At 72.3% G+C, this 26010-nt stretch carries 25 protein-coding genes; 10 read left to right on the forward strand and 15 right to left on the reverse strand.

Annotated elements, in window-relative coordinates; genetic code table 11:
• Positions 1–82: 82 nt before the first annotated feature.
• The 3 genes from ACIGJO_RS07725 to ACIGJO_RS07735 all read right to left on the reverse strand — a co-directional run bounded on the left by ACIGJO_RS07725 (position 83) and on the right by ACIGJO_RS07735 (position 3336).
• A complete protein-coding gene (locus ACIGJO_RS07725) occupies positions 83–907 on the reverse strand; it encodes an aldo/keto reductase (protein ID WP_399953608.1) in 825 nt (274 codons plus the stop codon).
• A gap of 226 nt (positions 908–1133) precedes the next feature.
• Complete coding sequence (locus tag ACIGJO_RS07730) at positions 1134–2543, reverse strand: NAD(P)/FAD-dependent oxidoreductase (RefSeq protein ID WP_399953611.1); 1410 nt, start codon at positions 2541–2543, stop codon at positions 1134–1136.
• Between the two features lie 49 nt (positions 2544–2592).
• Positions 2593–3336, reverse strand: coding sequence for a rhomboid-like protein (locus ACIGJO_RS07735; protein WP_399953614.1), 744 nt, complete (start codon positions 3334–3336; stop codon positions 2593–2595).
• A 32-nt stretch (positions 3337–3368) separates the two neighbouring features.
• On the opposite strand from ACIGJO_RS07735, the gene ACIGJO_RS07740 reads away from it, so the two are divergent.
• Both ACIGJO_RS07740 and ACIGJO_RS07745 read left to right on the forward strand, forming a co-directional pair.
• Positions 3369–4289 (forward strand): aminoglycoside phosphotransferase family protein, encoded by a 921-nt coding sequence (locus ACIGJO_RS07740; protein WP_399953616.1) that lies wholly within the window; start codon positions 3369–3371, stop codon positions 4287–4289.
• A 107-nt stretch (positions 4290–4396) separates the two neighbouring features.
• A complete protein-coding gene (locus tag ACIGJO_RS07745) occupies positions 4397–4888 on the forward strand; it encodes a GNAT family N-acetyltransferase (protein ID WP_399953619.1) in 492 nt (163 codons plus the stop codon).
• Between the two features lie 190 nt (positions 4889–5078).
• Here ACIGJO_RS07745 and ACIGJO_RS07750 read toward each other — a convergent pair whose 3' ends face one another.
• Complete coding sequence (locus ACIGJO_RS07750; RefSeq protein ID WP_399953622.1) at positions 5079–6080, reverse strand: zinc-binding dehydrogenase; 1002 nt, start codon at positions 6078–6080, stop codon at positions 5079–5081.
• A 149-nt stretch (positions 6081–6229) separates the two neighbouring features.
• Here ACIGJO_RS07750 and ACIGJO_RS07755 point away from each other — a divergent pair, with 149 nt between their 5' ends.
• Positions 6230–6919 carry a pentapeptide repeat-containing protein gene (locus ACIGJO_RS07755; RefSeq protein WP_399953625.1) on the forward strand — a complete coding sequence of 230 codons (690 nt, stop codon included), beginning with the start codon at positions 6230–6232 and terminating at the stop codon, positions 6917–6919.
• Positions 6920–6958: 39 nt separating this feature from the next.
• Here the strand turns inward: ACIGJO_RS07755 and ACIGJO_RS07760 are convergent, their stop codons facing one another.
• Genes ACIGJO_RS07760 through ACIGJO_RS07770 form a run of 3 tightly spaced genes read right to left on the reverse strand, consistent with a single transcriptional unit; the run spans position 6959 to position 9513 of the window.
• Positions 6959–7456 carry a hypothetical protein gene (locus tag ACIGJO_RS07760; protein ID WP_266932142.1) on the reverse strand — a complete coding sequence of 166 codons (498 nt, stop codon included), beginning with the start codon at positions 7454–7456 and terminating at the stop codon, positions 6959–6961.
• Positions 7457–7507: 51 nt separating this feature from the next.
• Positions 7508–8152, reverse strand: coding sequence for a response regulator (locus ACIGJO_RS07765; protein ID WP_399953627.1), 645 nt, complete (start codon positions 8150–8152; stop codon positions 7508–7510).
• Positions 8149–9513: a sensor histidine kinase gene (locus ACIGJO_RS07770; RefSeq protein ID WP_399953630.1), complete on the reverse strand. Its 1365-nt coding sequence runs from the start codon at positions 9511–9513 to the stop codon at positions 8149–8151. The genes ACIGJO_RS07765 and ACIGJO_RS07770 overlap by 4 nt, the downstream gene beginning before the upstream one ends.
• Before the next feature lie 402 nt (positions 9514–9915).
• On the opposite strand from ACIGJO_RS07770, the gene ACIGJO_RS07775 reads away from it, so the two are divergent.
• The 4 genes from ACIGJO_RS07775 to ACIGJO_RS07790 all read left to right on the forward strand — a co-directional run bounded on the left by ACIGJO_RS07775 (position 9916) and on the right by ACIGJO_RS07790 (position 13847).
• The gene (locus ACIGJO_RS07775) at positions 9916–10473 is read left to right on the forward strand and encodes a heme-binding protein (RefSeq protein ID WP_399953633.1); all 558 of its coding nucleotides are present in this window, start codon (positions 9916–9918) and stop codon (positions 10471–10473) included.
• 28 nt (positions 10474–10501) lie between these two features.
• Entirely contained in the window at positions 10502–11098 is a 597-nt protein-coding gene (locus ACIGJO_RS07780) for an ankyrin repeat domain-containing protein (RefSeq protein WP_399953636.1), read from the forward strand.
• Positions 11095–12324: a YncE family protein gene (locus tag ACIGJO_RS07785; RefSeq protein WP_399953639.1), complete on the forward strand. Its 1230-nt coding sequence runs from the start codon at positions 11095–11097 to the stop codon at positions 12322–12324. The genes ACIGJO_RS07780 and ACIGJO_RS07785 overlap by 4 nt, the downstream gene beginning before the upstream one ends.
• 110 nt (positions 12325–12434) lie before the next feature.
• Entirely contained in the window at positions 12435–13847 is a 1413-nt protein-coding gene (locus ACIGJO_RS07790; protein ID WP_399954514.1) for a M1 family metallopeptidase, read from the forward strand.
• 65 nt (positions 13848–13912) lie between these two features.
• Here the strand turns inward: ACIGJO_RS07790 and ACIGJO_RS07795 are convergent, their stop codons facing one another.
• The 3 genes from ACIGJO_RS07795 to ACIGJO_RS07805 form a co-directional block, all read right to left on the reverse strand.
• Positions 13913–15496 (reverse strand): M4 family metallopeptidase, encoded by a 1584-nt coding sequence (locus ACIGJO_RS07795; protein WP_399953642.1) that lies wholly within the window; start codon positions 15494–15496, stop codon positions 13913–13915.
• A 139-nt stretch (positions 15497–15635) separates the two neighbouring features.
• The gene (locus tag ACIGJO_RS07800) at positions 15636–16172 is read right to left on the reverse strand and encodes a GNAT family N-acetyltransferase (protein ID WP_399953645.1); all 537 of its coding nucleotides are present in this window, start codon (positions 16170–16172) and stop codon (positions 15636–15638) included.
• A gap of 168 nt (positions 16173–16340) precedes the next feature.
• On the reverse strand, positions 16341–16916 hold the full coding sequence (locus ACIGJO_RS07805) for a TerD family protein (protein WP_326678823.1): 576 nt from the start codon (positions 16914–16916) through the stop codon (positions 16341–16343).
• A gap of 184 nt (positions 16917–17100) precedes the next feature.
• On the opposite strand from ACIGJO_RS07805, the gene arfB reads away from it, so the two are divergent.
• Positions 17101–17535, forward strand: coding sequence for an alternative ribosome rescue aminoacyl-tRNA hydrolase ArfB (gene arfB, locus ACIGJO_RS07810; protein ID WP_266932128.1), 435 nt, complete (start codon positions 17101–17103; stop codon positions 17533–17535).
• A 217-nt stretch (positions 17536–17752) separates the two neighbouring features.
• Here the strand turns inward: arfB and ACIGJO_RS07815 are convergent, their stop codons facing one another.
• The gene (locus ACIGJO_RS07815) at positions 17753–18259 is read right to left on the reverse strand and encodes a flavin reductase family protein (RefSeq protein ID WP_399953648.1); all 507 of its coding nucleotides are present in this window, start codon (positions 18257–18259) and stop codon (positions 17753–17755) included.
• Between the two features lie 400 nt (positions 18260–18659).
• On the opposite strand from ACIGJO_RS07815, the gene cdgB reads away from it, so the two are divergent.
• Positions 18660–20315 carry a diguanylate cyclase CdgB gene (gene cdgB / locus ACIGJO_RS07820; RefSeq protein ID WP_399953651.1) on the forward strand — a complete coding sequence of 552 codons (1656 nt, stop codon included), beginning with the start codon at positions 18660–18662 and terminating at the stop codon, positions 20313–20315.
• A 144-nt stretch (positions 20316–20459) separates the two neighbouring features.
• Positions 20460–21437, forward strand: a complete 978-nt coding sequence (locus ACIGJO_RS07825; protein WP_399953655.1) for a CBM35 domain-containing protein — start codon at positions 20460–20462, stop codon at positions 21435–21437.
• A 216-nt stretch (positions 21438–21653) separates the two neighbouring features.
• Here ACIGJO_RS07825 and ACIGJO_RS07830 read toward each other — a convergent pair whose 3' ends face one another.
• The 4 genes from ACIGJO_RS07830 to ACIGJO_RS07845 form a co-directional block, all read right to left on the reverse strand.
• On the reverse strand, positions 21654–22502 hold the full coding sequence (locus ACIGJO_RS07830; RefSeq protein ID WP_399953658.1) for a ketose-bisphosphate aldolase: 849 nt from the start codon (positions 22500–22502) through the stop codon (positions 21654–21656).
• Between the two features lie 147 nt (positions 22503–22649).
• Entirely contained in the window at positions 22650–23612 is a 963-nt protein-coding gene (locus ACIGJO_RS07835) for a 1-phosphofructokinase family hexose kinase (RefSeq protein ID WP_399953661.1), read from the reverse strand.
• 177 nt (positions 23613–23789) lie between these two features.
• Positions 23790–24944 carry an N-acetylglucosamine-6-phosphate deacetylase gene (gene nagA, locus ACIGJO_RS07840; RefSeq protein WP_399953665.1) on the reverse strand — a complete coding sequence of 385 codons (1155 nt, stop codon included), beginning with the start codon at positions 24942–24944 and terminating at the stop codon, positions 23790–23792.
• A complete protein-coding gene (locus ACIGJO_RS07845; protein WP_399954517.1) occupies positions 24944–25834 on the reverse strand; it encodes an ROK family protein in 891 nt (296 codons plus the stop codon). The genes nagA and ACIGJO_RS07845 overlap by 1 nt, the downstream gene beginning before the upstream one ends.
• Positions 25835–26010 lie beyond the last annotated feature (176 nt).

Genomic DNA, 26010 nt, shown 5'->3' on the forward strand with positions numbered 1-26010 from the left:
CGGTGAAGGCCCAGCTCGGATGTGCTCTGAGCTGGGCCTTTGTGTTGCGCGGGTGCGGTGTGTGGTGGTCGGGCCGGTGGTGTCAGTTGAGGGTGTCGGGGTCCGGGCCGGTGCGCATGTCGCGGTTCAGGGTGGCGAGGGTGTCCAGGTCCTGGGGGGAGAGCTCGAAGTCGAAGATGTCGAGGTTCTCGCGGATGCGGGCCTCGGTGACCGACTTGGGGATGACCACGTTGCCGAGCTGGAGGTGCCAGCGCAGGACGATCTGGGCCGGGCTCCTGTGGTGCCGGGCGGCGAGCGAGGTGACCGCCTCGTCCTGGAGTACGGCGCCCTGGGCGAGGGGGCTCCAGGCTTCGGTGGCGATGCCGTGGCGGGCGTGGAATGCGCGCAGTTCGCGCTGCTGGAGGCCCGGGTGGAGCTCCACCTGGTTGACCGCGGGGACGACCGAGGCGTCGGCGAGCAGGCGCTCCAGGTGCGCGGGCTGGAAGTTGGAGACGCCGATGGCCCGGGTGCGGCCGTCGGCGAGCAGCTTCTCGAAGGCGCGCCAGGTGTCGGTGTAGAGGTCCCGGGCGGGGGTCGGCCAGTGGATCAGGTACAGGTCGACGTGGTCGAGTCCCAGCTTGTCCAGGGAGGTGTCGAAGGCGGTGAGTGCCGCGTCGTAGCCCTGGTCGGCGTTCCAGAGCTTGGTGGTGACGAACAGTTCGTCGCGGGCGAGGCCGGACTCGGCGAGTGCCCGGCCGACGCCCCGCTCGTTGCCGTAGATCGCGGCGGTGTCGATGCTGCGGTATCCGGCTTCGAGGGCGGTGCCGACGGCGGCGGTGGTCTCCTCGTCGGGGACCTGGAAGACGCCGAAGCCGAGCTGCGGCATGGTGACGCCGTTGTTCAGGGTGAGGGTGGGGGTGGAATGCATGACGTTCTCTTCTCGATGCCGCGTGGGGGAGTGTTGCGGTGGCGCCTTATGAGCGACGACAATAATTGCATACGCGGGTTATGTGCAAACGCGGCATAGTGGCGTGTGTCTCATCGAGTGCGACCGTAGGGAGGGACGCGTGCCGGATGGGCGGGATCCGTGACGGCTCGTCGGACTGCGGCCCGCACTGTCCGGTGCGGATGGTCCGGGCGGACTTGCGGACGGCTCAGCCCCGTCCCGCGATCCGGTCCGCCGCCCTGGCGAGCGGGTCGGTGGCGAGCCGCGGGGAGGACGACTCCCGGCGGTCGGCGGCGCGGTAGGCGGCGTACATGCCGTGGACGCCGAGCCACCGGAAGGGTTCCGGTTCCCAGCGGCGGACCTTGTGGCCGACCCAGGGCAGGCCGGTCAGTTCGGTGGGGCCCGCCTGGCCGGAGTCCTGCTGGATCAGGTCGCGCAGGGTGCGGGCGGCGAGGTTGGCGGTGGCCACGCCGGAGCCGACGTAGCCGCCCGCCCAGCCGAGGCCGGTGGAGCGGTCCAGGGTGACGGTGGCGCACCAGTCGCGGGGGACGCCGAGGACGCCGGACCAGGTGTGGTCGATGCGGGTGCCCGCCGTGGTGGGGAAGAAGCGGACCAGGAGGTCGCGGAGGGCCTCGACGGTGGCGGGCCGGGTGCGGGCCGTGTCGTCGGCACGCGCCGCGGCGGAGCCGTAGCGGTAGGGCACGCCCCGGCCGCCCAGAGCGATACGGCCGTCGGCGGTGCGCTGGGCGTAGACGTACGCGTGCGCCAGGTCGCCCAGCGTTTCGCGGCCCTCCCAGCCGATGGTGTCCCAGACGGACGCGGGCAGCGGTTCGGTGACGATCATGGAGGAGTTCATCGGGAGCCAGGTGCGTCTCTGGCCCTTGAGATTCGCCGTGTAGCCCTCGGTGCAGCGCAGGATGTAGGGCGCGCGGACCGTGCCGTACGGGGTGATGGCGTGCTTGGCCTTGATCTCGGTGACGGGTGTCGACTCGTGGATCGTGACGCCGAGGGCCTCCACGGTGCCGGCGAGCCCCTTGACCAGTTTGGCCGGGTGCAGCCGCGCGCCGTGCGGGGTCCAGGTGGAGCCGACCGCCCCGGTGACCTTGACGCGTTCGGCGGTCTCGCGGGCGCCGCGCAGCACGCGGTCCGTCTCGCCGAACGCGATCTCCACGGAGTGGAAGTCCTTCAGGCGGGCGAGCTGCGCCGGGGTGTGGGCCACTTCCAGGACGCCGCCCCGGTGGATGTCGGCGTCGATGTTCTCGTCGGTGGCGACGCTGATGACCTCGTCGACGGTGTCGTTCATCGCCTTCTGCAGCCGGACCGCCGCGTCGTGGCCGTGGAGCTTCGCGTACCGGTCGCGTCCCGCGATGCCGTTGTAGAGCCAGCCGCCGTTGCGCCCGGAGGCGCCGTAGCCGCAGAACCTGGCTTCCAGCACGGTGATGTTGAGGAACGGGACGGCCTTCTTGAGGTAGTACGCCGTCCAAAGTCCGGTGTATCCGCCGCCGACGATGCAGACGTCCGCGGTCGCGTCGCCGGGCAGGGGTTCGCGGGGGGCTGGAGTGCCCTCCTGCGCGTACCAGAACGATATGCCGCCGTTGACGGTACTGACGGTGCTCATGATGCCCCTGAGGTGTCCGCTGTGCGCCGAGACTGTGTGTGACGGGACGTTACTGCGCGACCGGGGCTTTCGTCTTGTGCGCGGTGCGCGAACCCGGCGGGTTGCGGGTCAGCGGGTAACAGGCGAGGCCGATCAGTACGGCGGTGAAGTGGCCCAGGTCGGTGAAGGTGCGGCCGGTGACGAGCGGGATGCCGTAGAAGACGAGGACGGCGAAGGCGTACACGTGCCGCCAGGGCGGCGGGACCCGGTAGGTGAGGACGGCCACGACGCCAGCGAGCGCGTAACTGACCCCGATGTCCAGGGTGTTGACCGCGGACTGCGGTGCGTGCCCGTGCCGGATCGCCCAGGCCAGGACGCCCTCGCTGACCAGGGTGGCGAGGATGTGGGCGGCGGCGGCCACGCCGAGCCAGCGCAGGGTGCCGAGCCAGTGTTCGGCGGTGGCGTGGAAGACGGTGAACAGCACGGCGTACGGGAGCCATCGGCCGCCGTCGATCCACAGGGCGCTGGAGACGAGGACCCGGACCGGGTTCTGCGACAGCTCGTGGATGTTGGTCGAGCGCCGGCGCAGGAAGTCCTCCTCGAAACCCGGTGACATCCGGTGCACGACGACGGTGGTGGCGAAGAGGACCGCCAGCCAGAGGTACGTGCCCGGGGCACCGGTGACCCAGCGGCGGACGGCGGTGAGGGCGGTGCGGGCGGTGGTGGTTTTCGTGGGGCCGGGGCCGGGGCCGGGGGTGGCCGTGGTGCCGGTGGCGTCGGCCCGCCCGTGGCCCGGCCTGTGGTTTCGGGGCATGCCCGATTGACCCACGGCCTACGATCCGGAGCGTGATCGACATTCCGGATGAGCTGATCGATACCCGGTCCACGTACAACGGGGAGGCCGGGCGGGCGTTCATCGCCGCGCTGCCGGGGCTGGCCGCCCGCTTCCTGGAGGAGTGGGGGCTGCGGCGGGACGGCGCGTCGATGTCCGGCATGTGCGCACTGGTGCTGCCCGTGGTGCGGGAGGCGGACGGGTGCCCGGCCGCGCTGAAGCTTCAGCTCCCGGACGAGGAGACGGCGGGGGAGCCGCTCGCGCTGCGGGTGTGGGGCGCGGCGGGGGCCGGTGCGGTGGGGCTGCTCGGCCATGACCCGGTGACCGGCACGCTGCTGCTGGAGCGGCTGGACGAGCGCCGCCCGCTGTCGGCCGTGGCGGACGCGCGCGAGGCGGTGCTCATCCTCGCGGAGGTACTGGCCCGGCTCACCGCCGTACCGGCGCCGGACGGGCTGCGCGGGCTCGGGGACATCACGGCGCGGATGCTGGACGAGGTGCCGGGCGCGGTCGGGGCACTGGCGGAGGAGTCGGAGCGCCGGCTGCTGACCGACTGCGCGGCGGCGGTACGGGAGGTGGCGGGCGAGCCGGGCGGCCGGCTGCTCCACTGGGACCTGCACTACGACAACATCCTGGCCGGCCGGGCGGAGTCGGGCCGGGCCGACGCGTGGGTGGCGCTGGACCCGAAACCGCTGGCCGGGGACCCCGGCTTCGAGCTGTTCCCGGCGCTGGACAACCGGTTCGACGCGGCGGAGGTGGGGTGGCGGTTCGACGCGCTGACGGAGGCGCTGGGCATGGAAGGGGACCGGGCACGTGCGCGGGCCTGGACGCTCGGCCGGGTGCTGCAGAACGGTCTGTGGGCGATCGAGGGCGGGCATCGGCGGCTGTCCGGGGACCACGCGGAGATCGCCCGGCAACTGCTGGCGCGCCGGGGATAGGCGGCGAGCGGGGCGGGACCGGCGGGCCTGGCCGGTACAGGGCGGGCCTGGCCGGTGCGGGGCGGACCGGGGTGGGGCCGGCGCCGGCGCCTGTTTACGCTGCCCCCATGATTCGTACCGCTACCCCCGCCGATGTCCCGGTCATCCACGCCATGGTGCGCGAACTGGCCGAGTACGAGAAGGCCCTCGACGAGGCGAACGCCACCGAGGAGCAGTTGCACGAGGCCCTGTTCGGCGACCGGCCCGCCGCGTACGCGCATGTCGCGGTGGCGGACGGCGGCGCGGGTGACGGCGAGGGCGAGGTGGTCGGGTTCGCGCTGTGGTTCCTCAACTTCTCGACCTGGCGCGGGGTGCACGGCATCTACCTGGAGGACCTGTACGTACGTCCGGAGCGGCGCGGCGGCGGTCACGGGAAGGCGCTGCTGACGGAACTGGCGCGGATCTGCCGGGAGCGGGGTTACGAGCGCCTGGAGTGGTCGGTGCTGAACTGGAACGCCCCGTCCATCGCCTTCTACGAGTCGCTGGGCGCGCGGCCGCAGGACGAGTGGACGGTGTACCGGCTGACGGACGGGGCGCTGGCGGAGCTCGGCGCGGGCTGACTGCTCCCGCGCCTGTTCCGGTTCCGGTTCCGGTTCCGGCACCGGTTCCGGCACCGGCACCGGTTCCGGCACCGGCACCGGCACCGGCACCGGCACCGGTTCTCCGGTTCCGGTGTTCCGGTTCTGGTTCCGGTCCCGGCTTCGGTTCTTCGGTTCTCCGGCTCCGGGACGTCTCTCCGGCTCTCCGGTTCTACGGCTCCAGGACGACCTTGCCCATCGTGCCGCGGGTCTCCATGGCGCGGTGGGCCGCGGCCGCTTCGGCGAGCGGGTAGCGCTGGACGGAGGGGCGCAGTCGGCCGGCCGCCGCCTCGGCGAGGGCCAGGGTCTCCAGGGCACGCAGTCCGCCGCCCTTCTGGATCATGGTGGGGCCGAGCACGCTCTCGGACGTGATGCCGCGTTCGGCGATCTCCCCGGGCGTGAAGGTGAGCGGGCCGCCCTTGTGGAGGTCCTCGCCGGACCAGCCGAACACGATGTGCGCCCCGCCCTTGCCGAGCAGGTCGACGGCGGCGCGGGCGGTGACCCCGCCGACGGAGTCGTAGACGACGGTGGCGCGGCGGCCGATCGTGTCCAGATGGGCGCGGACCCGGGCGGGCCAGTCGGGGAGCGTGTAGTCGACGGCGAGGTCGGCGCCGTTGGCCTCGACCCGGGCGACCTTGGCGGGGCCGCCCGCGAGGCCGATCACGGTGGCTCCGGCGTTCTTGGCGTACTGCACGAGCAGGGTGCCGATGCCGCCCGCCGCGGCGGGGATGATGACGACGGATTCCGGGCCCAGTTCGGTGAACGCGAGGATGCCGAGGGTCGTGCGGCCCGTGCCGATCATGGCGACGGCGGCGGCCTCGTCGAGTCCGGGCGGGATCTCGTGGAGCCGGTCGGCGTCGGCGACCGTGAGTTCGGCGTAGCCACCGGGGGCCATGCCGATGTGGACGACGACGCGCTTGCCGAGCCACGCGGGGTCGGTGCCCTCGCCGAGCGACTCGACCATTCCGGCGACCTCCCGGCCCGGGATCGTGGGCAGTTCCGCGGCGGCCGCGTACGGGCCGGTCATGCCCTCGCGCAGGGCGGCGTCGAGGAGGTGCACGCCGGCCGCGGCTACGGCGATCCGTACCTGGCCGGGGCCGGGCCGGGGGTCCTCGGCCCATTCGTGGACCAGGTTGTCGGCGGGGCCGAAGGCGTGGAGGCGGATGGCTTGCATGGTGGTCTCCCCGGAGTGGTCTGCTGCGAGCGCTCCCCACTCTGTGACCTCAAGCGCTCTTGAGGTCAACCCCGGTTCCCGCCCGCCTCCCGGTGGCGGTCCGTGGCACCCGGGCGGGCGTTGTCGGTGGTGTGCGTCACGATGGGGCCATGGCAGGAAGTGCGGGCAGGACCAGAGGCAAGAAGGACACCCTGATGGCGGCCCGTCGGCCGGAGGTGCGGCTGCCGCCGCTCGTTCCGTACGACGGGGCGGGGCTGGAGCCGGACGGGGACTACGACGGTGTGCGGTTCGACGCGGTGGATCTCGCCGACCAGGCGGGTCCGGGGGCCCGCTTCATGGACTGCGCGCTGGACGGCTGCGCCCTGGACCGTACGGAGCTGGTCAGAGCGCGCTTCCTGGACTCCGTGCTCACGGGGGTACGGGGTGTGGGCACCGACCTCGCGGGGGCTTCGCTGCGGGACGTGGAGATCGTGGACGCCCGGCTGGGCGGGGTGCAGCTGCACGGCGCGGTGCTGGAGCGGGTGGTGGTGCGCGGCGGGAAGATCGACTACCTGAATCTGCGGAAGGCCCGGCTGAAGGACGTCGTCTTCGAGGGCTGTGTGCTGTCCGAGCCGGACTTCGGTGAGGCGCAGCTGGCGCGGGTGGAGTTCCGGGACTGTGTGCTGAAGCGGGTCGACTTCAGTTCCGTGCGGATGGAGTCGGTGGACCTGCGAACGGTCGCCGAGCTGGATATCGCCCGGGGTGTGGAGCGGCTGGCGGGTGCGGTGATCAGCCCGGCGCAGCTGATGGAGCTGGCACCCGCGTTCGCCGCGCAGATCGGGGTGCGGGTGGAGGCGTGAGGCTGCCGCGGGCCGGGCGGTCGCGCGGCCCGCGGGGGGTCACAGACGGGGGAAGCGTGCCTGGAGGTCCCAGATCACGGGGTTCTCGGTGAGTCCGTCGTGCATGTCGCCCAGGTCGGCGATCAGGTCGTGCAGGAAGTCGCGGGCTTCGCGCCGCAGGAGGGAGTGGCTGAAGGTGAGCGGCGGTTCGTCGCCGGGCATCCAGTCGGCCTCGACGTCGACCCAGCCGAAACGGCGCGCGAACATCATGCGGTCCGTGGACTCGGTGAAGTCCAGCTCGGCGTACTGCTCACGGTGCGAGCGGTTGCCCCGCGGGTCCTGGTCGATCCGCTCGACGATGTCGCACAGCGCCCACGCGAAGTCGAGCACCGGAACCCATCCCCAGGCTGTGGACACCTCACGGTCCGCCTTGGTGTCCGCGAGGTAGACGTCACCGGAGAACAGATCGTGCCGCAGGGCATGGACGTCCGCGCGGCGGTAGTCGGTCTGCGGGGGGTCCGGGAAGCGCCGGGAGAGGGAGTAGCCGATGTCGAGCACGTGGTCGATGGTGTCATGCCCGCTGACGGGGGACCGACACGATCGGGTGGGCTACGGCAGCAGCCGCTGTTCCTTCGCCACGGCGACCGCGCCCGCCCGGGTGTCGACGCCGAGCTTGTCGTAGATGCGGCCCAGGTGGGTCTTGACCGTGGCCTCGCTGATGAACAGGGCGCGGGCGATGTCCCGGTTGCCGAGCCCCTGCGAGAGCTGGCCCAGGATGTCGAGTTCGCGCTCGGTGAGGGTGGGCAGCGGTTTGCGCATCCGGGCCATGACCCGGCTGGCCACCGGCGGGGAGAGCGTCGTGCGGCCCTGGGCCGCCGAGTGGATCGCGGCGAACAGTTCCTCCGGGCGTTCGGCCTTCAGCAGATAGCCCGTGGCTCCCGCCTCGATCGCGCGGGTGATGTCCGCGTCCGTGTCGTACGTCGTGAGCACCAGCACGTGCGCGGTCCTGGCTCCCGGCCCGGAGCCGGCCGCGGTGATCCTGCGGGTGGCCTCGACACCGTCGATGCCCGCGCCCAGCTGGAGGTCCATCAGGACGACGTCCGGGGCGAGCCTGGCGGCCAGGGCGACGGCCTCCTCGCCGCTGCCCGCCTCGCCGACGACCTCGATGTCCGGTTCGCTGCCGAGCAGGGCGAGCAGCCCGGCGCGTACGACGGCGTGGTCGTCGCAGAGCAGGATGCGTACGGTCGCGGTCATGCGGGTTCCTCCGGGGTGTTCTGCGGTGCTGGCGGGGCCTGCGGGACGTGCGGTGCGGGGGTGTTCCGCGGTGCGGGGGTGAGGGGGACCGCCGCCGACAGCACCGTCCCCTCGCCCGGTGCCGACTCGATGGTGAGCGTTCCGCCGAGCTGCCGTACCCGGGCCCGCATCGCGGGCAGCCCGTGCCCGCGCACCCCGGCCGGCGGGCGGAGCCCCGGAGCGGGCGGGCTGAAGCCGCGTCCGTTGTCGGCGATGTCGAGGACCACCCGGTCGCCCAGGTGCGTCAGGGTCAGCCCGGCCGCGGTCGCCCCCGCGTGCTCCCGTACGTTCGCCAGGGCGCCCTGGGCGATCCGCAGCAGCGCCGACTGCACCCGGTCCGGCAGCGGGGTGTGCGCGGTGCCCTCCACATGGCAGCGGACGGCGAGCGTGCCCTGCGTCTGAGCCGTCTCACGGGCCGCGAGCGCGTAAAGGGCCGCCTCCAGGCCGCCGCCCTCCGCCAGGTCGGCCGGGGCCAGATCGTGGACGAAGCGGCGGGCCTCGGCGAGATTGCGCTCCGCGATGCCGGTCGCCGTCCGGACGTGGCGGCGGGCTGCGGCCGGGTCGTTGTCCCAGGTGCGGTCGGCGGCCTGGAGCAGCATCTGCTGGCTGGAGAGACCCTGTGCGAGGGAGTCGTGGATCTCCATGGAGAGCCGCTGGCGTTCGGCGAGGGTGCCTTCGCGGCGTTCGGTGGCGGCCAGTTCGCGCCGTGTGCGCAGCAGGTCGTCGATCAGTTCGCGCTGCCGTGCGGCCAGTTCCCGTTGGCGTACGGCCTGACGCTGCATATGGACGAAGACGGCGGTGGCCACGGCCGCGACGGCGGGCGGGGCGAGCACCAGGTTCGGGTCGAAGCCCGTCGCCAGCCGCAGTTGCGCGGCGACCACGAACGCGGTCAGCAGGATGACCAGGGCGATCGCGGCGCGCGGCGGAAGCAGCCGCAGCCCCGTGTAGAACAGCGGGACCGCGCACCACGCGAAGCTCGGCGCGAGAACGACCAGCACCATCCACACGACGACGAGGACCCCGAGCCAGGTCAGCCTGCGGGGTGTCGGGCGCGAGCCGAGGACGGGACCCAGAAGGTAGAGCACGGCGAGGGTGACCGACAGCGCGATGACCCACGGTGTGCGGTCCTCGCCCGGATGCCGCATCAGGAACCGGCTGAGCGAGGCGCCGAGCAGCAGGAAGAACGCGGCGTGCATGAGGAGCGCGAGCCATCGCGCGTCGGGATCGGGGTCGGAGCCGGCGGCGTACCGGCCGGCATCCGGGCCGGGGCCGGGCTCGGCGGCGTACCGCCCGGGGGGCGTCGGCCCGCCGTGCTGCTGCACCTCGTACCTCGCACTTCCTGCCGATGACCGATGGACCCGGCGGACGGCCCGCAGACCTCCGCCGACTCCCGCAACGCCGCTGCCGGCCGCCGCCGACTCCCGCAGGCCCCTGCCGGCCTCCCGTCGGCCTCAGCCGTCTTCCGCCGGCCTCTGCTGACCGCTGGCGACCTCTGCTGACCTGCGCAGACCTCTCCATGGTGACCCGAAGCGACCACCCCCGCATCAACCGATCGGCCGATGGGGCCGTCGGCCGAGCCGCGCGTCCGCTCCAGCCGGTATGCCGACGGCACGGCCCCGGATCCGGCCGGAGGATCGACAGCAGAGCGAAACGGCGACCGGCCCGCTCGCCCCCGCAGAGCCACCGGAGCCCCCGGGGCCGGCGGAACCACCAAGGAGCCCACCATGAAGAAGATGTCGCTGCGCACCCGCGTCCTGACCGGTGCCGTTGCCGCCGCCGCCCTGGGTGCCGGAACCTTCGGCGCGATGTCCGCGAACGCCTCCGCTCCGGCCGCCGCCCCCGCCGCCGCCGTCAAGGCCGACACCGCCAACCGGAACCTCCAGCAGAGCACCCACCTGACCGTGGCCGCCGCCACCAAGGCCGCGCAGGCCACCCTCGACGCCGCGCAGAAGGAGAACCAGCGCGTCTCCGTCGCCGTCGTCGACCGCAACGGCAACACCATCGTGACGCTGCGCGGCGACGGCGCGGGCCCGCAGTCCCCCGAGTCGGCCGTGAAGAAGGCGTACACCGCCGTCTCCTGGAACGCGCCCACCTCCGAGCTGGCCAAGCGCCTGGAGCAGGCCCCGAACCTGAAGGACATCCCTGGCACCCTGTTCCTCGCGGGCGGTGCCCCGGTGCAGGTCAAGGGTGCCCCGGTGGCGGGCATCGGCGTGGCCGGCGCCCCCAGCGGCGACCTCGACGAGAAGTTCGCCCGGGCGGGCGTCGCCGCACTCGCCAAGTAACCGCACCCACGCACGTACGGAGAGACGCATGAACGCCCCCGATCACGACCTGCTCACCGCCGCACGCACCGGCGACACCGACGGGGTGCGGACCGCGATCGGGGTCGGCGCACGCGTCGACGCCCGCGACGGGGAACTGCGCACCCCGCTGCTCCTCGCCGTCCTCGGCGACCATGTGGAAGCGGCCCGGCTGCTGGTGGCGGCGGGCGCCGACCCCGATGCCCAGGACCGGCGCGAGGACAGCCCCTGGCTGGCCACCGGTGTGACCGGAAGTGTCGCGATGCTGCGTGTGCTGCTTCCGGCGGGCCCGGATCTGACGCTGCGCAACCGGTTCGGCGGCATCTCGCTCATCCCCGCCGCCGAACGGGGCCATGTCGCGTACGTGCGGGAGGTGCTCCGGGCCACGGACATCGACGTCGACCACGTCAACCGGCTCGGCTGGACCGCCCTGCTGGAAGCCGTGATCCTCGGTGACGGCGGCCGGGCGCACCAGGAGATCGTGGAGCTGCTGCTGGCGGCCGGTGCCACACCCGGTCTGCCGGACGGCGACGGCGTCACCGCCCTGGAGCACGCCGAACGGCGCGGCTTCGCGGAGATCGTGGCACTGCTCCGGGACGACCGGTGACCGGCGAGAGCGCGCGGACCGCCGGGAAGGGCGCCGGGAAGGGCGTCCGCCGGGCGGTACTGGTCCTCGCGGCCGCCGCCGTGCTCGCCGGATGCGCGGCCGACGCGACGGGGAGGGCCGAGGGCACGGCGGGCGAGCGGTCGGCCGGCACGGCACCCGGCTCGTCGACCGGCTCGTCCGGTGCGGCGACGGGCTCCGCCTCGCCCGCCCCGGCCGCACCCGGCAGGACCCCGCGCGGCACCCTCCTCGTCGCCGACTTCGGCAGCGACACCGTGACGTTCGTCGACCCGGGGCCCGGCAGGGGCCGCGGCCCGATCGCCGAGGTGAAGGCCGGCACCGCCCCGTACGGGCTCGCCGTCGGGAAGGACGGGCGGGCCTGGGTGGCGACCGCGGAAGGGGTCGCCGTCATCGACACCGCGACCCGGACCCGGTCGGCCCTCGTCCCGTACGGGACGGAGAGCGGCCCGGTCACGACCGGCGAGTACCGGGGCGGCGGCATGGGCATCGCCCTCGCCCCCGACGGCAGTCACGTCTATGTCGGCGTCAACGTCCCCGGCGGCAACGGGACGCTGGAGATCATCGACACCGCGACCCGCGAGGTGACCGCCACCGTGCCCGTCGGCCGCCGCCCCTTCGACGTGGACGTCTCGCCCGACGGCCGTGAGGTGTACGCCACCGGCCACGACTCCTTCGATGTGACGACGGTGGACACGAGGACGCTGGAGCCGCGGCGGACGGAGGTCGCCCCGTACGGCACCGAGGGCGGTCCCGGCTCCTGGCTGAAGCCGCACTACGCCGTCGTACGCCCGGCGGACGGGAAGCTGCTCCTGCCGTTCGAGGGCGAGCGGCTCGCGGTCCTGGACCCGCGCACCGGCACGGTGGCGATCGAGCGGATGACCGCCGGCACGCACCAGCACGGAGCGGCCCTCGCCCCCGACGGCACCCTCCTCGTCGTCGGCACCGGCCCGGTCGCCGCCGACGGCGAGGACCCCTCCCTCACCGTCCGCTCCCCGGACGGCGCGGAGCGCATCGTTCCGCTGGAGGGGCCGCACGAGGACGTGGCGGTGTCGCGGGACGGCCGTACGGCGTACGTCACGGGGGGCTTCACCCGCGACGGCTACTGGAACGGCATCACCGTCGTCGGCCTCCACGACGACGGGGACGGGTACGCCGCACCGGTCCGGATCGACGCGGGTGAACGTCCCCTGGGCATCGCCGTCCTCTGACCGCCCGCCGACTCCGACATTCCGCACATAGGATTACCGGTGTGGATCAGCGAACCCCGCCAGGGCGAACACCGGCACGGCAGCCCCCGGCACGGCGGCCTCCGTCCGAGGTGCGGCGAACCCCCGTACGGCGCACCGTGCCCGCCGCCGCACTGACCCTGGCGCTCGCCGTTCTCGGCTCCGCCTGCACGGCCGGCGGCGGCGGGGTGAGCGGCACCCCCGGCGCCGCCGGGCTGCGCGACCCGTACTTCCCCAGGCTCGGCAACGGCGGCTACGACGTCACCCACTACGGCCTGAAGCTCGACGCCGACCCCGTCGCTCACCGGCTGCGGGGGACGGCCGAGATCACCGCCCGCGCCACCCAGGACCTCAGCGCCTTCCATCTCGACCTCGCCGGGCTCGACGTGGAGAGCGCCACCGTCGAGGGGCGCCCGGCCGCCGTCAACCGGGCGGGCAAGGAGCTGACGCTGCGTCCGGCCGCCGCTGTCGAGGACCGGCTGCGCAAGGGCCGTACGTTCCGCACGGTCGTGCGCTACTCGGGCTCCCCGCTGACCATCACCGACGCGGACGGGTCCGAGGAGGGCTGGCTGCGGACGGCGGACGGTTCGGTCGCGCTGGGCGAACCGGCCGGCTCCCCGGCCTGGTTCCCCGGCAACCACCACCCGAGCGACAAGGCCTCGTACGACATCGAGGTCACCGTGCCGAAGGGGCTGACGGCCGTCTCCAACGGGGAGCTGACCTCACGTCGCACGGCCGGCGACCGCACCACGTTCAGCTGGCACACGCCCGAGCCCATGGCGAGCTATCTGGCTACCGTCGCCATCGGGAAGTTCGACACGAAGGAGTCCGTCACCGCGGACGGCGTCGCGGTGTTCACGGCCGTGGACCCGAAGGTGGCGGAGGAGAGCGCCCCGGTCCTGGGCCGGATCGCCGAGGTCATGGAGTGGGGGGCGGAGAACTTCGGCCCGTACCCCTTCAGTTCCACCGGCGCGGTCATCGACCGCCGGGACGACGCCGGGTACGCCCTGGAGACCCAGAACCGGCCGTACTTCCCGGGCCCGCCCGACACCGGGCTCCTCGTCCATGAGCTGGCCCACCAGTGGTTCGGGAACTCCGTCACGCCCAGGACCTGGCAGGACATGTGGCTCAACGAGGGCTTCGCGACGTACGCGGAGTGGATCTGGCTGGAGGACTACGAGGACATCCCGGCCCAGGACAGCTTCGACGAGGCCTTCGAGGACGACGACAACTGGGCCTTCCCGCCCGCCGAACCGCCGTCCGCCGCCGATCTCTCCGAGCCTCCGGTGTACGGGCGCGGGGCGATGGTCATCCACGAGATCCGGCTGGCGCTGGACGACGACGAGGCGTTCTTCGGCCTGATCGCCGGATGGGCGAAGGCCCACCGGCACGGCAACGCCTCCACCGAGGACTTCACCGCGTACGTGGAGGAGGAGAGCGGGCAGGACCTGACGGAGCTGTGGGACACCTGGCTGTACGGCGAGAGCCGGCCGCCCGAGGGCTGACCGGCTCCCACCGCATGTCACGCACTCAACAGCCGTGGAGCGGCCGCTGACTGTCCCGCATCACTTCACTTGACGTTGACGCCGCTCCATGCGTCGCCCACGGCCTTGAGCTCGGCGCTGTCCGCGCCGAACAGGTCGGTCGCCGCCTTCTCGGTCGCGACGCGCGCGCCCGCGTAGTCGGTGGAGGAGGTCATGTAGACGGAGAGGGCCTTGTACCAGATCTGGTAGGCCTTCTCGCGCCCGATGCCGGTGACCGTCGAGCCGTCGGAGGTCGGCGAGTCGTAGTCGACGCCGTTGATCGTCTTGGCGCCGCTGCCCTCGGACAGCAGGTAGAAGAAGTGGTTCGCGACACCGGACGAGTAGTGCACGTCCAGGTCACCGACGCTGGAGTCCCAGTAGTCGGCCGAGCCGCCGTCCTTGCTGGGCTTGTCCATGTAGCGCAGCGGGGTGCCGTCGCCGTTGATGTCGATCTTCTCGCCGATCAGGTAGTCCCCGGCGTCCGTGGTGTTGTCCGCGAAGAACTCCACCGAGGTGCCGAGGATGTCGCTGGTCGCCTCGTTGAGGCCGCCGGACTCGCCGAAGTAGTCCAGGTTGGCGGTGGCCGCGGTCAGACCGTGGCTCATCTCGTGGCCGGCGACGTCGAGGGCGGTGAGGGCGCTCTTGTTGTCGGCCCCGTCGCCGTACGTCATGCAGAAGCAGCTGTCGTCCCAGAACGCGTTGACGTACGCGTCGCCGTAGTGGACCCGGGAGTAGGCGGCCTTGCCGTCGCCCGCGATGCCGTCGCGGCCGAGCGCGGTCTTGTAGAAGTCCCAGGTCTTCGCGGCGCCGTAGTGGGCGTCGACCGCGGCGGTCTGGCGGTCGTTGCCGGTGCCGTCGCCCCAGGTGTCGTCGTCGTCGGTGACGAGGTCGCCGGTGCCGCTCTCGCCCTGGTTGAGGTCGTACGTCTTGTGGCCGCCGCGCTCGCCGTCGGTGAGCTCGAAGCCGGAGCCGCCCTGGGTGGTGGTCAGTTCGACCTCACCGCTGTACTGGCTGTTTCCGGTGCCGGTCTCGATGGCCTCGAACGAGTGCAGCTTCTTGCCGGTCATGGCGTCCGTGATGATGTGCAGCTTGCTGGGCGTGCCGTCCTTCTGCACACCGGTCTTCACGGTCTCGAACGCGAGGACGGGCGTGCCGCTGCCCGCGAAGATCACCTTGCGCGCGGCGGCGGCGCTCTTCACCTTCGGAGTGATCGACGGCACCGATATCGGGGCCTTGGTCGCCTTGTCGACGCTCTTGAGCTTGCCGTTGCCCGCGATGTGGGTGACCAGGTCGCCGCCGAGGACCGGCAGTCCGGCGTAGGTGCGCTCGTAACGGGTGTGCACCGTGCCCCGGGCGTCCTTGATCACATCACGGACGATCAGCTTCTCCCGGCTGCCCAGTCCGAGGGTCTCGGCCGCCGAAGCCGCGTCCGCCTGGGCGGACTTGATGGCCGTTCCGCGCTGCGCCGCGGTGTTCACGCCGAGCGCGGCGGCGGAGACGGATGCCGTACGCGAGGAGGAGTCGCTGCCGCCGGGAGTGGCGACGGCGGAACCGGCCTGCACGCCCGCGACCACCATGGCGGCGACCGCCGCGAGTGCTGCCGCGCGACGGGTGTTCATGTGGGGGTTCATCTGTGTTCTCCGTTGGTCGTCCTGTGGGGGGACTACGAGCGGAGAGCGTGCCACCGAATGACCGTCTTTGACGGTGTGCTGACAAATGCCTCACAAGTTTTTGACCAGTTCTTGTCCGACTGGGATACCTGTGTGTCCGTTATTCGGTGGACTTGGGAGGGTGCAGCGATGTGCGCAGGACCGCGCAGGGGCGGCCCAGTTGACGGTCCGGCCGATGGCCGATGACTTCGTAGCCGAGCGCGGTCCAGAAGGCGAGCGCCCGGGGGTTGTTCTCCAGGACCGCGATCCGTACGCCGTCGCGCCCCGCCGCACGGAAGCGGTCCTCCACGAGCCGCGCAAGCTGCCGCCCGTACCCGGAGCGGTGCTGCCCGGCGTCGACCATCAGCAGCCCGATCCACGGGTCCGGGTCGGCCGGGTCCGGATGGTGGGCGAGCGTCACGGCGACGCCGACGAGGGCGCCGCCGGCGCGGGCGAGCAGCACCTCGGCGCCGGGGTGGGCCAGTTCGTCCGCGAGCGCGGCGGCGACCTGCTCGGGGCGGATGTCGTCCGGGTCCGGGAAGTCTCCGCTCAGCTGCTGGAACGCCCGGTTGGACGCGTAGAGCGCGGTGAGTTCGGTGAGCAGCGGACCGGGGATGTCGTGGGGCGCCGCGCCGAGGCCCAGCGGTTCGATGATCATGCGGCGCACCCTACGCGCCGCCCTCCGCGCCCCCGCCGTCGGCGCGGAGGGCGCGGCTTTCCCGCCGGCGCCGACGGCACACGCCCCCCGCCGCCGTTGCCCGCGGGCGCACGGGAGCCCCCAGCCGGGGTGGTGGCCGGGGGCTCCCGTGGAACGGTCAGGAAAGCGTCAGAGGTTGACGCCGAAGTCCTGGGCGATACCGCGCAGGCCGGAGGCGTAGCCCTGGCCGACGGCGCGGAACTTCCACTCGGCACCGTTGCGGTAGAGCTCGCCGAAGACCATGGCGGTCTCGGTGGCGGCGTCCTCGCTCAGGTCGTAGCGGGCGAGCTCGGTGCCGCCGGCCTGGTTGATGATGCGGATGAACGCGTTGCGGACCTGGCCGAAATTCTGGCTGCGGTTCTCGGCGTCGTAGATGGAGACCGGGAAGACGATCTTGTCCACGTCGGCCGGCAGACCCGCCAGGTTGACGTTGATCTGCTCGTCGTCGCCCTCGCCCTGGCCCGTGACGTTGTCACCGGTGTGGACGATGGTCTGGTCCGGCGTCGACTTGTTGTTGAAGAAGACGAAGTGGCCGTCGGAGACGACCTTCCCCGCCGGGTTGACCGCGATCGCCGAGGCGTCGAGGTCGAAGTCGGTGCCGGTGGTGGTGCGGACGTCCCAGCCGAGGCCGACCGTGACGGCGGTAAGGCCCGGTGCCTCCTTGGTGAGCGAGACGTTGCCGCCCTTGGACAGGCTTACTGCCATGGGAAGTCCCTTTCCTCGTCGTGTACGGGCTTCGTGCCATCACGAAAGCTACCGTCACCCGTCATAACGCAGGCAACGGACCACGAGGTTCCTGGTCCCTTTACTTTCTTTGCCGGAATCCCGGCGCGATGTGTCGCACGGGTATGGCAAAAGAAGGTGACGCGGGGGCTGCGGGGCAGGGAACATGGGTGTCATGTCCGGGCCCTATGTCATCCGCGGTTCGGTCTCCCTGCCGGAGGCCGAGCTCATGTGGCGTTTCTCGCGGTCCTCCGGGCCCGGCGGCCAGCACGTCAACACCAGCGACTCCCAGGTGGAGCTGCGCTTCGACCTGGCGGCGACCGAGGCGCTGCCCGAGGTGTGGAAGGCGCGGGCGCTGGAGCGGCTGGCGGGCCGGCTGGTCAACGGCGTGGTGGCGGTACGGGCCTCCGAGCACCGCTCCCAGTGGCGCAACCGCGAGACGGCCGCCGTACGGCTCGCCTCCCTGCTCGCCGAGGCCACGGCGCCGCCGCCCAAGCCGCGCCGCAAGAGCAGGATTCCGCGCGGGATCAATGAGCGCAGGCTGCGGGAGAAGAAGCAGCGAGGGGACACGAAGCGCGGGCGCTCGGGCCGCGACTGGTAGCGACGCCGCCCTTCCCGGACCCCAGCGCAATTCCGGCCGGTACCCGGCCGAGCCGGGCCCCGGTCCGGTCGGCAACCGGTCAGCCTCCGGCCGACCGATACCCAGCCCAGCCCAGCCGGGCCCCAGCCCGGTCAGTACCCAGGCGGGTCGACATCCAGCCCGGCCAGGCCCCAGCCCGGTCAGCGCTCAGCCCGGTCGACATCCAGCCCGGTCGGCCTCAGTCCAGCTGGCGGTAGCGCCCCCTGAAGTACGACAGCGGTTCGCCGTCCGGGCTCGGCAGGGCCGCCGTCATCACCCGTCCGATCACCAGCGTGTGGTCACCGGCCGGGACGCGCTGTTCCGTACGGCACTCCAGGGTCGCGAGCGCTCCGCCGACCAGGGGGGCGTTCGTGACCTCTCCCCGGACGTAGGGGATGTCCTCGAAGAGCAGCCGGTCGCTGATCCGGCCCTTCATGGCGAACCGGCCCGCGATGTGCCGCTGGCTGCCCGCCAGTACGGAGACGGCCCAGAGCGGCTGCTCCGCGAGCAGGTCGTCCATCCGGGAGTCGTTGCGCAGGCTCACCAGCACCAGCGGCGGGTCCAGGGAGACCGACATGAAGGCGGTCGCGGTCATCCCGACGTCCTCGCCCCGGCCGTGCTCGTCGAGCGGTGGTTCCTGCGCGGTGACCAGCACCACTCCTGCGGCCAGCCGCGCGAGGGCGGCCCGGAACTCGTCGTTGCTCACCCCCTCAGCATGGAGGACGGGTTCGGGGCGCGGGGAGGGAGGCTTCGTCTGCAACACATGTGCACGCTAGCCGCGGACGGCGGACGGCCGCATCGGGCCAGGGGACCAGCCGGGTCCTAGGACTCCGGAACCACGAGGACTGGAGGGGGCCGTCGGGGGCACGCTGCCGGAGCGGGGCGTTTGCGCAACGTACAGATTTGCGTTCAAGAAAACGATGAGTGGGTCCGGGGAGTCACCGGGAACCCTTCATCACCTGTTGTGACTTGAGTCACAGAGTCCAGTATTTGTTGACCCTGTGTACCGGGTGCACAGCTCACTGTGATTCAGTGAGCGTGACACTACAACAAGTACGTCGATATGAAACCTGGAGTTGCTGTCGAGGTCTCGGGGAGTGCGAGCAATGGAGGCCGAGTCGGAACCGTACGTTCGTCTTGCGACCATGCGGCAGCTGCACCAGGCCGTCGCTGATCTCAACACGGCGCGGAGTCTGGCGGACACGCTGCAGACCGTGGCCGACGGCATCGTCGCCGGTCTCGGTTACGAACTGGGCTGTGTGAACCTCGTCCGGCCCGACGGCGACCTCGTCATCGCGGCCTTCGCGGGCAACGCCGCCGCGGAAGCCCTGATCACCGGACGGGTCGGCTCCCGCGCCTCCTGGGAACGCAGACTGACCATGGGGGAGTCCTGGGACGAACTCCGGTTCATACCCCACACCGAGGGCTGGGTCCTCCTCGACGACGACGTACCGCAGTGGCACACCGAGGGTCCCGAGCCCCGGTTCGAGGACGAGTGGCACCCCCTGGACCGGCTGTACGCCCCGATGTACGCGTCCGGCGGCAAGCAGGATCTCCTCGGCGTCATATCCGTCGACCGCCCGCGCAACGGGCGCCGCCCCGGCGCCTGGGGGCGTGAAGCCCTCCAGATGTATGCATCACAGGCGGCGATTGCGATCAGTAACGCTCGCCTCCGAGCAAATATGCAGCGCGCCCTGGTCAGACTCGAACGGGAACAGCAGGCGCTGCGGGCCAGCGAGGAGTCGTTCCGCCAGGCCTTCGAGTACGCCCCCAGCGGGATGGCGATCGCCGAGATGGGCGGGGACCAGCACGGCAGGCTGCTGCGGACGAACGACGCCCTGTGCCGCCTCCTGGGCCGTCCGGCCTCCGTGCTGCGCCGGTACTCCTTCGCCGACCTGGTCCACCCCGAGGACATCGGCACCCTGCTGCGTACATCGGCCGAGGGCGGCAGGGCCGAGCTGCGGCTCGGGCGCAGGGACGGCACGTACCTCTGGGTCTCGCTGCGCAACTCCGTCGTCGCCGACACCGCGGACGGCCCGCGCTTCCTCCTCACCCATGTCGAGGACATCGAGGAGCGCAAGCGCCACGAGCTGAACCTCGCGCACCGTGCCTCGCACGACGCGCTCACCGGGCTGCCCAACAGTGCCGAGCTCCGGTCCCGGCTCAGTGCCCGGATCTGTGAGCGCCCGCACTCCACCGCGACGACCGCGGTCGAGGCGCTGGACGCGGCGTACGGGGACGTCGAGTCCTCCCGGGCGCCGGGCTTCCAGCCCGACGGCTACGAGGCGGAGCCGGTGCCGGGGGTCGGCCCGTACGACCACCATGTGCACACGGCGGCCCCGGACGAGGAGAAGGACGACGGGGCGAAGGGGCTCGCGGTCCTCTTCTGCGACCTCGACGGATTCAAGTCCATCAATGACCGCTTCGGGCACCACACCGGGGACGCCGTGCTGATCGAGGTGGCCCGGCGGCTCAACACCTGTGTGCGCGACGGGGACACCGTCGCGCGGCTCGGGGGTGACGAATTCGTCGTGCTCGCGGACGGGCTCGGCGCGGCGGACGCCGCCGACCTGGCCGTACGCCTGCGGAACGCCATCATCCCGCCGATCCGGGTGGACGGCAGAGCGGTCCGGGTCGGGGCGAGTTTCGGCATCGGATGGGCCGAGTGCGGCATGACGGTGGAAGAGGTCCTGCGCTCCGCGGACCAGCGGATGTACGTGGAGAAGCGGTCCCGTTCGAAGGTTCACCGCAGGGCCGGCTGACGTTCATGGAACGGTTTCTCCCGGGCTCCGAGCCCGCCCGCGCCGCCGTGCCGGAGGGGCCACGGGAAATTCGGCGGGTGCTCCGTTCAAGGTAGGCTCGGCCGGTCGGCGACGGCTGGCGACATGGTGAGGAGTGACCCAGGGATGACGGCCGGAAACAACGGCGCGAGCAAGCCCGAGGACGACGATCCGTTCGGCTACCTGTACGCGGACGGACAAGCGGCAGGCGCCCAGCCGCCCGGACAGGGAGGCTACGGCTACCCCGGTCCGGCCGCGCAGCCCGGTGTGCCCAGAACCTCGTACAACCAGGTGCGGACCGTCGGCGAGCGCCAGTACGGGCAGCAGGTTCCGCACCAGCAGGCGTACGGCCAGCAGCCCCCGCAGTACGGTCAGCCGAACGGGCAGTACGCGGCCCCCGAGACCTATCCCGGTGGCGGACCCACCGCGCAGGTCCCGCGCCAGGGCGGCAACGGCGGCGGCAGGAACGGCGGTCCCGGCCGGGGCGGCCCCAACACCAAGGCTCTGCTGATCGCGGCGGTCGCCGTGGTCGCGGTCGTGCTCATCGGTATCGGCGTCGCCCTGGTCAACGGTGACAACGGCGACAAGAAGAAGAGCGAGGCCGGGACGACGCAGGGGCCCGCCGGTGAGGTCTCGGAGTCCCCGAAGGCCGAGAAGTCCAAGGAGCCGGAGGCTCCCGCCGAGCTGCCGAAGCAGGACGCGGCGACGCTGACGCTGGGCGGATCGGCCGTGACCGAGAAGACGGTCAAGGGCGCGCAGGGCGCCGAGGGTGCCTACATCTCGGGCTTCAACCAGGTCGGCGCCTCGGCGACCTGGAAGGCGAACATGCCGGACTCCGGTGAGTACGCCCTGACCGTGCGCTACGCGATTCCGGCGGTCGACGCCTTCGCCACGCTGACGGTCAACGGCAAGGCGAACTCCCAGCCGATCGGGCTGAAGAACTTCATCAAGTCCTCCGACCCGGAATGGGAGAAGAACTGGCAGACCACCTGGGCGCCGGTCACCCTCCAGAAGGGCGACAACGAGATCAAGATCTCGTGCGAGGACGGCAACCAGTGCAACGTGATCCTGGACTGGGTCGAGGTCACCCCGCCCAAGGCGTGATCCGGGGCGTCCGGAGCGTTCGACGGCGCCGCCTCCGGCGCCCGTGCCACAGCGGAGACGACCGCTGCGGGACGGGGCCGGGGCGGCGCCGCTCCGTTTCCCGCTCCGTCGCCGGGCCCGCTTCCGGTATTGCTTCCCGCCCTGCCTCCGGCCCCGCTTCCCGCCACGTGGCAGTGGTCCGGCGGGCGCGGGTCCGGGCGCAGGTCCGGCGGACCGTCAGCCCATCAGCCGCAGGAAGCCCGCCACCGTCCCGGCCATCGCCTCGCGGGCCGGGACGAGGTACTTGCGGGGGTCCACGCCCGTCGGGTGTTCGGCCAGGTAGGCCCGTACCGCGCCGGTGAACGCGGTGTTCAGGGCCGTGCCCACGTTGATCTTGACCATGCCCGAGGTGACCGCCTGCCGGATCTCCTCGTCGGGGACACCGCTGGAGCCGTGCAGCACCAGGGGGACCGGGACCGCGTCACGCAGACGGGTGATCAGGCCGTGGTCCAGGGCGGCGGTGCGCTCGGTCATCGCGTGCGAGGAGCCGACCGCCACGGCCAGGGCGTCCACCCCGGTGCCGGCGACATAGGCGGCGGCCTCGGCCGGGTCGGTGCGTACGCCGGGGGCGTGCGCGTCCAGCGGGGCCTCGCCCTCCTTGCCGCCGACCTTGCCGAGCTCCGCCTCGATCCACAGGCCGCGCTCGTGACCACAGCGGACGGCCTCCGCGGTGGCCTTCACGTTCTCGTCGTACGGGAGCTTGGAGGCGTCGAACATCACCGAGCCGAAGCCTTCCCCGTGCGCCCGGTGCAGCAGCTCGACGGACTCGACGTGGTCGAGGTGGAGGGCGAGCGGGGCGGTGGAGGCGCGGGCGACGGCGGCGGCCGCGGCGGCGACGGCGGAGAGCCGGCCGCCGTGGAACTTCACGGCGTTCTCGGAGATCTGGAGGATCGCGGGCGCGCCCGCGCGCTCCGCCCCCGTCGCGATGGCTTCGGCGTGCTCCAGCGTGATGACGTTGAAGGCGGCGATCCCGCGGCCCTCGGCCTGTGCGGCCGAGACGAGTTCACCGGTGCTGACGAGCGGCATGATGCCCCCTGCTTGCTGTTGTGCTGAGTGGTGCTGGACTCCCGCGTAGCGTCCGCGGCGTCGTCCGGGCCCGCGTCCGTCCGGTTCCGCGTCCGTGTCCGGTTCCGCGTGGTTCCAGGCACGCGGGTGCGGTGGTGGACGCGTGCTTCAGGACGCGGGTGCGAGGCGTTCGATGCCGACGCGCGGCAGCAGCTCGGCGTAGGCCGGGCCGTCGAACTCTCCGGCCGCCGGGGCCAGCACGGTCGCCGTCGACAGTGCCACCGCCCTGGTCAGCCGGTCCGGCCAGCCGAGACCCTCCGCGACGCCGGACAGCAGTCCGGCCACCGCCGAGTCGCCCGCGCCGGTCGGGTTGCCCTGTACGGCGGCCGGCGGGGAGGCCCGCCAGATGCCGTCGGGGGTGACGGCGAGCATGCCGTCCGCCCCCAGTGACGCGATGACGCTGTGGGCGCCGCGGCGACGGGCGTCACGGGCGGCGCGCAGCGGTTCGCGGGCGCCGGTGAGCTGGGCCAGCTCGTCGGCGTTCGGCTTGACCAGGTCGGGGCGGGCCGCGATGCCGCGGCGCAGCGGTTCGCCGCTGGTGTCCAGCAGCACGGGGACCCCGGCGGTGTGGCCGAGGCGGATCAGTTCCGCGTACGCGCCGACGTGGACCCCGGGCGGCAGGCTTCCGCAGAGGGCGACCGCGTCCGCTCCGGTGAGCAGCTCCCGGTACGTTCCGACGAAGGCGGCCCATTCACCGGCGCCGATCTGCGGTCCCGGCTCGTTGAGCTGCGTGGTGTCGCCGGTCGAGCGGTCGACGACGGCCAGCGTGCGCCGGGTGTTCCCGGCGACCGTGACCAGCGCGTCCCGCGGGGCGGGGACCGCGGAGCCGGTGGCCGGCGTCCCCGGGGCCGTACCCGCGAGGAGTTCGCGCAGCACCGCGCCCGTGCGGCCGCCCGCGAAGCCGGTGACCACCGTCTCGTGGCCGAGCGCGGCGAGCACCCGGGCCACGTTCAGCCCCTTGCCGCCGGGGCGCTCCGATATCTCGCTCACCCGGTGGCTGGTGTGCGGGACGAGCGCCGGAACGGCGTACGTCACATCGAGCGCGGTGTTCAGCGTGACGGTCAGGATCATCTGCGCCGCCCCCCGATCCTTGGTGCCTCGGCCCTTTGGTGCCTTGATAGAACGCGCTTACTTCCCGTGAAGCCAAGCCCTGACGATCATGCCAAAGAGGCGGCGGTCGGCCCAGTCCTCGGGGCCAACCGCCGTCTCTTCGTTACGTGCTCGGCCCCTCGGCCCGGCCGGGTGGTTTCACCCGTTCTTCGGCTCGATGATCCATTCGCCCTTGCGCATGACGCCCTTCAGCGCGAAGTCCCCGTCCAGGACCACCAGGTCCGCGTCCTTGCCCGGGTCCAGCGAGCCGACCCTGTCGTACACACCGAGCAGCCGGGCCGGGTTCGCGGAGATGGACCGTACGACGTCGTCCACCGGGATCCGGTCGATCGTGACGGCCCGCCGGAACGCGGTGTCCAGGGTGAGCGTGGAGCCGGCGATCGAGCCGCCCTCGACGAGCCGGGCGACGCCGTCCTTGACCTCGACCGCGAGCGGGCCCAGCTGGTACTGGCCGTCGCCGAATCCGGCCGCGTCCATCGCGTCGGTGATCAGCGCGACGCGTCCGGCGCCCGCGTGGTGGTACGCCAGCTCCAGGGCCGCCGGGTGCAGATGCGTACCGTCGTTGATCAGCTCGACGGTGATCCGCTCGTCCTCCAGGAGGGCGGCGATCGGGCCGGGGGAGCGGTGGCCGAGGGCGGGCATCGCGTTGTAGAGGTGCGTGGCGACGGTGGCGCCCGCGTCGATGGCCTCCACGGTCTGCTCGTACGTCGCGTCGGTGTGCCCGATCGCGGCGATCACCCCGTGCTCGGCGAGCAGGCGTACGGACTCGATGCCGCCGGGCAGTTCGGTGGCGAGAGTGAACATCTTCGCCGTACCGCGTGCCGCGTCCATCAGCTTGCGGACCTCGGCCGGGTCCGGGTGGCGCAGCAGCTCCTCGCTGTGCGCGCCCTTGCGGCAGGGGGAGATGAACGGGCCCTCGAAGTGGACGCCGGCCAGGTCGCCCTGCTCGACCAGCTCGGAGAGGATCCCGGCCCGCTGGGCGAGGAAGTCCATCTCGCCGGTGACGGTGGAGGCGACCAGGGTGGTGGTGCCGTGCTCGCGGTGCGTACGGATGCCCGTGAGCACCTCGTCCACGGTGCCGGAGGTGAAGGAGGCGCCGCCGCCGCCGTGGTTGTGCATGTCGACGAATCCGGGGACCACCCAGTGGCCCGTGAGGTCGACGGTCCGGGCGCCCTCCGGCGAGCTGCCGGAGATCCGGGTGCCTTCGACGATCACCCGGCCGTTCTCGACGGTCCCGGTGGGCAGTACCACCCGGGCCCCTGCGAGAACTGTGCTGTCTGCGCGTCCGGCCATCAGGCGGATACCTCCGTGGCGAGTAGATCCCAGGCGAGCAGCCCTGCGCCCAGGCATCCGGCGGTGTCCCCGAGGGCCGCCGGGACGATGTGGGGCAGTTTCTGGAACGTGACACGTTCCTCGACGGCCGCACGCAGTGGTGTGAACAAGGTTTCCCCTGCTTCGGCCAGACCGCCACCGATGATGAGCATGCTGGGGTCCAGCAGGGTGAGCGCGGTGACCAGTCCTGCGGCGAGCGCGTCGACCGCGTCCAGCCAGACCTTTTCCGCCCGGGGGTCGCCCGCTTCGACCGCCTTCGCGCAGTCCGCGGCGTCCGCCTCCGGATCGCCGGACGCGTCGGCCCAGGCCCGGGTCACCGCGGACGCGGACGCCAGGGTCTCCAGACAGCCGCGCTGGCCGCAGCTGCAGTGCGGCCCGTCGGGCCGGACCACGAGGTGGCCGATCTCGCCCGCGTAACCGTGGGCACCGGACTCGATGGAGCCCGCGATCCCGATGGCCCCGGCGATCCCGGTGCCCAGCGGCACGAAGAGGAAGCGGTCCGTGCCCCGCCCGGCACCGATGCGTCCCTCGGCCAGACCGCCGGCCCGGACGTCGTGGCCGAGCGCGACGGGTACGCCCAGCCGCTCACCGAGCAGAGCGCGCAGGGGCACGTTGCTCCAGCCCAGGTTCGAGGCGTAGAGCAGGACCCCGTTCTCGGTGTCGATGATGCCGGGCACGGCGACCCCGGCGGCGACGGCGCTCTCGCCGAAGTGCTCCTCGCCGTACGCGCGCAGTTCCGCGGCGAACGCGAGGATGGATTCGACGACGGCCTCGGGACCGCGCGTGCGCCCGGTGGCCCGGCGGGCCTGGTGCAGCAACGTGCCGTCGGTCCCGACCAGCGCGGCCTTCATTCCTGTGCCGCCCACATCGAGGGCGATGACATGTCTCACGGGAGACAGTTTCGCCCGCCGACCCCCGATAGGTCTAGTCCACTAGAGTGTTTTGTTGCGCATCCATACAAAATCACTGGTGAGGGCGGCCCGGGTTGTCCCCCTTGTGTGCGTTGCCGAAGCGATACGCCGGTGGT

Source organism: Streptomyces sp. NPDC079020, from assembly GCF_044542225.1.
Taxonomy (GTDB): domain Bacteria; phylum Actinomycetota; class Actinomycetes; order Streptomycetales; family Streptomycetaceae; genus Streptomyces.

What these genes read in the sequence shown, in the direction of transcription:
- ACIGJO_RS07725 (WP_399953608.1), bottom strand. Translation starts at nt 907, where the DNA reads ATGCATTCCACCCCCACCCTCACCCTGAACAACGGCGTCACCATGCCG.
- ACIGJO_RS07730 (WP_399953611.1), bottom strand. Translation starts at nt 2,543, where the DNA reads ATGAGCACCGTCAGTACCGTCAACGGCGGCATATCGTTCTGGTACGCG.
- ACIGJO_RS07735 (WP_399953614.1), bottom strand. Translation starts at nt 3,336, where the DNA reads ATGCCCCGAAACCACAGGCCGGGCCACGGGCGGGCCGACGCCACCGGC.
- ACIGJO_RS07745 (WP_399953619.1), top strand. Translation starts at nt 4,397, where the DNA reads ATGATTCGTACCGCTACCCCCGCCGATGTCCCGGTCATCCACGCCATG.
- ACIGJO_RS07750 (WP_399953622.1), bottom strand. Translation starts at nt 6,080, where the DNA reads ATGCAAGCCATCCGCCTCCACGCCTTCGGCCCCGCCGACAACCTGGTC.
- ACIGJO_RS07755 (WP_399953625.1), top strand. Translation starts at nt 6,230, where the DNA reads ATGGCAGGAAGTGCGGGCAGGACCAGAGGCAAGAAGGACACCCTGATG.
- ACIGJO_RS07765 (WP_399953627.1), bottom strand. Translation starts at nt 8,152, where the DNA reads ATGACCGCGACCGTACGCATCCTGCTCTGCGACGACCACGCCGTCGTA.
- ACIGJO_RS07775 (WP_399953633.1), top strand. Translation starts at nt 9,916, where the DNA reads ATGAAGAAGATGTCGCTGCGCACCCGCGTCCTGACCGGTGCCGTTGCC.
- ACIGJO_RS07780 (WP_399953636.1), top strand. Translation starts at nt 10,502, where the DNA reads ATGAACGCCCCCGATCACGACCTGCTCACCGCCGCACGCACCGGCGAC.
- ACIGJO_RS07795 (WP_399953642.1), bottom strand. Translation starts at nt 15,496, where the DNA reads ATGAACCCCCACATGAACACCCGTCGCGCGGCAGCACTCGCGGCGGTC.
- ACIGJO_RS07800 (WP_399953645.1), bottom strand. Translation starts at nt 16,172, where the DNA reads ATGATCATCGAACCGCTGGGCCTCGGCGCGGCGCCCCACGACATCCCC.
- ACIGJO_RS07805 (WP_326678823.1), bottom strand. Translation starts at nt 16,916, where the DNA reads ATGGCAGTAAGCCTGTCCAAGGGCGGCAACGTCTCGCTCACCAAGGAG.
- arfB (WP_266932128.1), top strand. Translation starts at nt 17,101, where the DNA reads ATGGGTGTCATGTCCGGGCCCTATGTCATCCGCGGTTCGGTCTCCCTG.
- cdgB (WP_399953651.1), top strand. Translation starts at nt 18,660, where the DNA reads ATGGAGGCCGAGTCGGAACCGTACGTTCGTCTTGCGACCATGCGGCAG.
- ACIGJO_RS07825 (WP_399953655.1), top strand. Translation starts at nt 20,460, where the DNA reads ATGACGGCCGGAAACAACGGCGCGAGCAAGCCCGAGGACGACGATCCG.
- ACIGJO_RS07830 (WP_399953658.1), bottom strand. Translation starts at nt 22,502, where the DNA reads ATGCCGCTCGTCAGCACCGGTGAACTCGTCTCGGCCGCACAGGCCGAG.
- ACIGJO_RS07835 (WP_399953661.1), bottom strand. Translation starts at nt 23,612, where the DNA reads ATGATCCTGACCGTCACGCTGAACACCGCGCTCGATGTGACGTACGCC.
- nagA (WP_399953665.1), bottom strand. Translation starts at nt 24,944, where the DNA reads ATGGCCGGACGCGCAGACAGCACAGTTCTCGCAGGGGCCCGGGTGGTA.
- ACIGJO_RS07845 (WP_399954517.1), bottom strand. Translation starts at nt 25,834, where the DNA reads ATGAAGGCCGCGCTGGTCGGGACCGACGGCACGTTGCTGCACCAGGCC.